The sequence below is a fragment of the Bacteroidota bacterium genome (genome assembly GCA_018816945.1).
GTDB lineage: Bacteria > Bacteroidota > Bacteroidia > Bacteroidales.
This window is the reverse complement of the sequence record JAHIVC010000029.1, coordinates 1-7,056: the sequence shown is the minus strand read 5'-3', so window position 1 is coordinate 7,056 and position 7,056 is coordinate 1. Positions and strand designations below refer to the sequence as shown.

The 7,056-nt window shown below is 35.9% G+C and carries 6 protein-coding genes; all 6 read left to right on the top strand.

The features are described from left to right. A partial coding sequence (locus KKG99_05900) for a hypothetical protein (GenBank protein MBU1012518.1) occupies positions 1–180 on the top strand: 180 nt, incomplete at its 5' end. A gap of 272 nt (positions 181–452) precedes the next feature. After that, positions 453–2,396, top strand: a complete 1,944-nt coding sequence (locus KKG99_05895) for a polysaccharide biosynthesis protein (GenBank protein MBU1012517.1) — start codon at positions 453–455, stop codon at positions 2,394–2,396. Between the two features lie 48 nt (positions 2,397–2,444). Then, positions 2,445–3,185 (top strand): YjbH domain-containing protein, encoded by a 741-nt coding sequence (locus tag KKG99_05890; protein ID MBU1012516.1) that lies wholly within the window; start codon positions 2,445–2,447, stop codon positions 3,183–3,185. Positions 3,186–3,200: 15 nt separating this feature from the next. After that, complete coding sequence (locus tag KKG99_05885; GenBank protein MBU1012515.1) at positions 3,201–4,418, top strand: YjbH domain-containing protein; 1,218 nt, start codon at positions 3,201–3,203, stop codon at positions 4,416–4,418. A 199-nt stretch (positions 4,419–4,617) separates the two neighbouring features. Further along, positions 4,618–5,826 (top strand): hypothetical protein, encoded by a 1,209-nt coding sequence (locus KKG99_05880; GenBank protein MBU1012514.1) that lies wholly within the window; start codon positions 4,618–4,620, stop codon positions 5,824–5,826. 125 nt (positions 5,827–5,951) lie between these two features. Then, complete coding sequence (locus KKG99_05875) at positions 5,952–6,590, top strand: porin family protein (protein ID MBU1012513.1); 639 nt, start codon at positions 5,952–5,954, stop codon at positions 6,588–6,590. Positions 6,591–7,056: the final 466 nt, after the last annotated feature.

The window sequence follows — 7,056 nt, the reverse complement described above, 5'->3', positions numbered from 1 at the left end:
TTTAATAAACAAAACGCAAAAGTTGCAATGAGTCAGCATTATTTATTGAACATCTTTAAAGGGAACATGGTATTCGTCGGGCCGGGTCCTGCCCTTTATAATCAGGCTGATTTAATGGCTTTGCGTTGCTGCAGGAGTGGAAAAACTCAAACCGGGTGTCACCGGTTGGGCAAAAATTAATGGGAGAGATGACGATCTTTAGAAGATAAAGTAGCCTTGGAAAAAGAATATCCTGATCGCAAATCAATCTGGTTCGATCTTAAAATCATCAGCCTCACATTTATTTCAGTTCTTTCAGGTAAAGGAGTTAATCACTAATAATAGGATTTCAATCATTAATTTTGATATAAAAGAATAATAACATACATTTACATTTAATATTCAGTTCCCACCCTAACGAATATTTAATTTTTAATTCGTTTTGAGAGAATATTATTTTAATTAATAATATTATGATCAAATATCTCGTAGCCTTATACGCTAAACGTTATCTATCCAGTTGGATGGTTTTAGTAGCAGATTTGTGCATCGTTTGCTTCTGCTTTGCAATGGCTTATGTTATCAGGTTTAATTTCGATATCTCAGTCATTGTCCCTACTGCGTTTGTATATCAACTGGGGAAAACAACTGCAGTATATCTGATTGCTTTTCTCCTGATCAGACCTTATGTTGGAATACTAAGGCATACAGGGCTTTCAGATGTTTTTAGAATTATCAAGGCCAACGGAATTTCTCTATTTCTGCTAATTGGAATTAATATCGCTTTGGATCTAAACCATAAGGAAGTCACCTACATTGTGCCTTATTCTATCGTCATTCTACATTTTCTATTGTCCTCTTTTTCTCTGATAGGATTCAGGGTGGTTATAAAATTATTTTTCATACAAGTAACCCGAAACTATCTTAAAGAAAAAATTCCTGTGATTATTTATGGAGCGGGTTCGGGTGGGATGCTGGCAAAAAACGCACTCATAAAAGACGTTGTGCATCGTTATGAAGTAATTGCTTATATTGATGATAACCGCTCAAAAATTGGTAAAAAAGTAGAGGGGATTCCTGTACTGGCATCAAATGAAGTATTTCAGTCATCATATATAGCACAGCACAATATAAAACAACTGATTATTGCTATTCAGGATATTTCAATTGAAAAGAAGAAAAAAATCATTGGTAAAGGTCTTGAATTAAATCTGCAAGTAAAAGTTGTCCCTCGAATACAAATGTGGATAGATGGCCAACTAAGCTCGAATCAATTTAGAGCGGTTAATATTGAAGAATTGCTTGAGCGTGACATTATTGAACTTAACAACAAAAATATTGCTGAAGATTTAAGGGATAAAACGGTAATGATAACAGGTGGAGCCGGATCTATTGGTTCTGAGATTGTTCGGCAGATGCTAAATTATGCTCCGAAATGTTTGATTATTGTTGATCAGGCTGAATCCGCAATCTTTGATTTACAATTTGAACTTAACTCATCTCCCCTATTCCAAAAAAAATATCCGCAAATAGAATTTATTGTGGCCAACGTTAATAATAAGCCCCGAATGGATGACATCTTTAAAAGTTTTAATCCCGATATTATATATCATGCCGCAGCTTACAAACATGTTCCCTTAATGGAGCAAAATCCTTATGAAGCAGTCATGGTAAATGTTATTGGTACTATGATTATTGCAGACTTATCCGTAAAATATGGGATTGATAAATTTGTGATGATATCTACCGATAAAGCAGTTAACCCAACCAATGTCATGGGCGCTTCAAAACGGATTGCTGAGATGTACATACAAAGTCTGAAAACTTGCCCGCCGAAGGAGGGATGCAAAACAAAGTTTATTACCACCCGTTTTGGGAATGTTTTGGGATCAAATGGCTCTGTTGTTCCCTTATTCAAAAAGCAAATAGCTTTAGGAGGCCCAATAACAATAACACATAAGGATATTACGCGGTATTTTATGACTATTCCTGAAGCCTGCAATTTAGTTCTGGAAGCAGGAGCCATGGGTAAAGGATCGGAGATTCTCATTTTTGATATGGGAAAGCCGGTTAGGATTTATGATCTGGCCATAAAGATGATTAAATTATCAGGCTATACCGAAAATGAAATATTGATCAAAGAGATAGGATTACGTCCGGGAGAAAAACTCTATGAGGAACTCATGATTGATGAAGAAAAAGTCCTGACAACCCATCACCCTAAAATATTCAGGTTCAAATCATGTCCCCGTTTAAACGGTGATATCTCACAGGGGATTAATGAACTTGCTGAATTGATCAAAGAAGTAGATGAATTTTCACTGGTAGCCAAAATGAAAGATATCGTACCTGAGTTTATTAGTAATAATTCGTATTACTCGGTTCTGGATAAATCGACGAGGCTTAACCTGGCTTAATAGATGCTTGAGCAAGAATTTTAAATTACAAATTTGAATAATAATCGGATGGCTTTATTTACTCAAATAAAACACTTAAGGATTTTAATTGTTTTTCATCTATCTGTCATTATTTATTCATTTGGCTATTCCCAATCATTAACCGGAAGCACCGGTTTATTGCGTATTCCAACAGCAAACCTGTCAGAAGATAAAACCTTAATCATAGGTGCTTCATTTTTAAACAAGCATTTGCTTAATTACTCCGGCTTTCAATATGATGCAATTGCAGCTTATGCCACCATCACATTTCTGCCATTTCTTGAGATGGGAATCCGCTATACCCGTAAAATTGATATGCCCCGTATAGAATATGAAACACGTGAATTTGCAGATCGTATGCCTAGTTTTCGATTAAGGGTATTTAAAGAAAGGGAATACACACCTGCCTTGGCCTTAGGAGGAAATGATTTCATATCATCTATAACTGGGGGTCCACATTACTTCGCATCATACTATGCTGTAATGACCAAAACGCTTTTTACAAAGAATGAAAATATAGGTCTTGAAATTACTTTAGGCCATGCCTTTAAAATTGGCAATCCGCATTATTATGATCTATTGGGATTTTTCGGGGGAATCAGATTAGTTCATCCCAATTACCCTTGGGTTTCGGCCATGATCGATTATGATTCGAGATATTGGAATACCGGTTTTCGTTTTTTTTTGTTTAAGCATTTGCAAATTATGCCCGTGCTTCGGAATGGAAAATCATTTGAGGGCAGTTTAAGTTATTGGATCTATTTATAAGTAAATATGATTGGTTTGAGCGATATCAAAAATCTTACAGGATTTATTTTTCTTTTGCTGCTCTGTCAGTTTCAAACAGCAGGAGCGGGTGATTATGATAAACTCAGCTATTGGATGGAGGAATCCGGATTTGAGAATATACAGCTCAACAGATCTGGAAATACACTGATTCTGGCTTATGAAAATCGTATTTTCAGGCATGAAGCGGATGCAATTGCTTTTTTGCTTCATGAAATGCCATTACCTGAATCAGATGAAATCATCATGCTACCCAAATACTTAAACATCGCAATGCTCAGTATTCAGATAAACTCAATTAATCTTCAGAAATACAGGCAGGGAATGATGGATTCAAAGGATTTTTTAAGTAAAATAAACCTCAGCCAGAACACCGATTATTATATTCAAAAAACGAACAAGAATCTTACGAATCCCTCCTGTTTTAAAACAGATTTCCTGATTGAACCCATGTTGAGCATGCAATTAGGTAATTTCGACCGCCCTATCCAGGCCTTGGCCGAAGTTGCTCCTGATATTCAAATCCAGCTCAATAAGGGGCTCATTTTAAATGCACAGGCTTTAATCCCAATCTATAATAATTTGAAAAGCATGGAAGGGGCAAAAGTCAGAGCAGGAATCATTAACCTTAGTCAGAATATTCGCCTGCCTGATAACTTTTTTGTAACTGCAAGTATAGGAACCTTTAGTTATGATAGATTCGGAGTGGATTTTAAAACAAAGAAATACTTTTTAAACGGGTTATTGGGAATTTATACTCAAATGGGTTATACCACCTGGACAAATGTTGGGAATACTTACGAGGATCGTTATTTTGAAAAGGATAATTATTTTATAGGTCGCCTGGGCGGGGAATATCGTTTCGCAGCCTATGATCTTTTAATCAGTGCATCGTACGGAACATTTTTATATCAGGATAAGGGTTGGCGTTTTGACCTGCTTCGACAGTTCGATGACCTGATTGTTGGATTTAACGGGATACTTACTACAGATACCTATAATGTGGGGTTCTATTTATCCATTCCGGTTTTTCCTAAAAAATATGCTAATATTAATAAAGTTCGTATCAGACCATCACATTATTTTAACTGGGGCTATAATTTCAGAGGGCAAACCTACGCTGGGAAAAATTATTCAACAGGAGAAAACATATTACAAAAGAGCAGGGATTTTAATCCATATTTCATTAAAAATCAACTTATAATTCGCTTATAAATATGGATCGTATTATTTAAAAATCTAATTTAGATAACAATAATCAAACAATTAATCGTATGAAATAGCCATGAGTAATAAATTAAATACATAACAAAAATGATTATTTAATAGCGTACTCACTGTCTGCCCTGCCTGCCGTCCAGGCAGGCGACAAGCAGGCATGTGACCTTAAATTAAAAACTAAAAAAATAAACACATGAAAACTTTTCAAGAATTCAAGAAAACTTTGATCTCGATGATGGGGCTGGTTTTAATTTTGTTTTTGGTGCAATGCAGCAAAAATGTAGGGCCTATCGACAGAGATGATTTAGTATTGCCCGACGGTGAACATGCTTTGATAATTAAAACCAGTAGTTCCAAAATCGGAGAAAGCATTAGTTCCTATCAATTAAAAATTCAAAGTCCATCAGGAACACAAAACGTATCTCCTACATCCGGCTCTTATACAATTACAGAGTTAACAAATGGCTTATATACCATTACCTCTTCTAAGGATGGATATATTGGCCAATCTGTTCAATTTAATGTTATTCTTCCGGGTGACCGTACTTCTGATTACAGTGCTCAGGTAGAACTATTATTAACAAAATCAACCCCTCCGGTGGTGGTTAACAATTTAACAGGCGGCCAGGTTGTTGCTCCTCCTATAGGCAATGGAACTAATGGTACCGGAAGCAATTCAGCAACAATGACGATACCGGCAGGTGCTATTACCGGAACAGGGACTACAAGCATTTCATTTACACAAATACCCCCTGTAGCTGGTAATAATAATCCGGCAGGTTTAAAATCAGTTGATACTGATTTCGGAACCAAAACTTCAGCATTTGTGATTACTCCGGTTACCACATTTAGCACACCTGTGTCCATTGAGTTTTCATTGAATTTCTCACAGGCAATGCTTAGCAAAGGAATCACTGCCAGGCTGTATGAATATAACGAAAATTGGGTTACCACGGGCCAATTTGTGAATGTTGTTATCAGCAATGGTGGATTAACAGGAACTGTTCAAATATCGCGCTCAGGTTATTGGGCTGTAGTTGAAAGCTGGGAAGCAGTATTTACAACCGGAACCTACTCGCAATCATTTACCTCGGGTTGTAGTGAAGCATTAAATGCACCTTTCAGCTATGCCAAAGGATACGGCCCTGAATATTCGGCTCGTATGCAAATTGCCGCTTCTACCGTTACTGTGAGTACCGTCATCCAGGCTCCGGCAGCATTATGGTTTACCCGCTCTGCTACAATCAATGTTCCAACACGAAACTATGTAATGAGAAATAAAGCAAACTTAGCAGTCATAGAAACGGTAAATGGGATACCACAAAGTGCCTTATCTTATTCGATAGCGTATAGTGCATCCGATTGTCATGACTCCGGCGGACATGATTCTGGTGGTAATTAATATTTTAATAAATTGATAAAATAGTAAAATTTACAAAAATGAAACGAGCATGTTCGTTAAACGGAAACAAGGATGAAAATCTCATATGCGAGTTCCATCCAACCTATTTATTAAAATTATATACGATGAAAAAAATATATTTAAGTTTCATTCTGACAATTTTCCTTGTGAGCGGAATGTTTGCACAATCAGATTCGGCAAAAGTTATTGATAAAGGCAACCATGGGTTTAGGGCCATTAGCTTGGTAACCGGTTATTATAACCCCAGTCTCGATTATTATATCAATCGTACAGGGTTTCAATTTACAGGATCCTTATATTCTTCATTATATTTAGAATATTGGATGCAAAATCTTCCAGTTACCATGCGGCTTGGAGGAGGTTATTATTCAACAAATGCCAAAATAGAAGGAGATTTAAATTGGACCGAGGAACTCACCTTAAATTATATCTCTGTTAATCTGGATGTTTTGTGGCGGTTTAAAAGCATCTATTCCTATTTAGGAGCCGGTGCAGGTATTAATTTTATCACAGCAAATTATAAAGGCCCGCAAACAAATCAGGAGCCAAATGGATATTCTCCACAATTTCAAGGCATCGCTGGATTTGAATATCCTGTCAGTACTAATTTTAGCATTGGGGTTGAATTCCAGTACATCATTGGTTCTTATACCCAGGAAATCAAAAGTGGAACAATCATTTCTGAAGAAACAATTGATATTAACGGCCCTAAAATCGGGCTTAAACTAAGTTATTTATTTTAATTTATCGATCTAGCATTACTTACGAAACGAGGTTCAATAGGTAAGATATTTAGCCGTTTGAACTTATAAGACATCTAACGTCTTGAAGTTTGAAGTTTGAAGTTTGAAATTTGAAGTTTGAAGTTTGAAGTTTGACTAGCAAAGATACGTATTATTAAATATCTAACGTCTAAAATCTAACGTCTAATGTCTAACATCTAATGTCTAAAATCTTGTACCTTGAATCTTGTATCTTGTATCTTGTATCTTAAATCTTGAATCTTGTATCTTGAATCTTGTATCTTGAATCTTGTGTCTTGAATCTTAAATCTTGTATCTTGTATCTTGTGTCTTGAATCTTGTATCTTGTATCTTAAATCTTGAATCTTGTATCTTGAATCTTGTATCTTAAATCTTGTGTCTTAAATCTTGTGTCTTGAATCTTGTGTCTTGAATCTTGTATCTTGTATCTTAAATCTTGTATCTT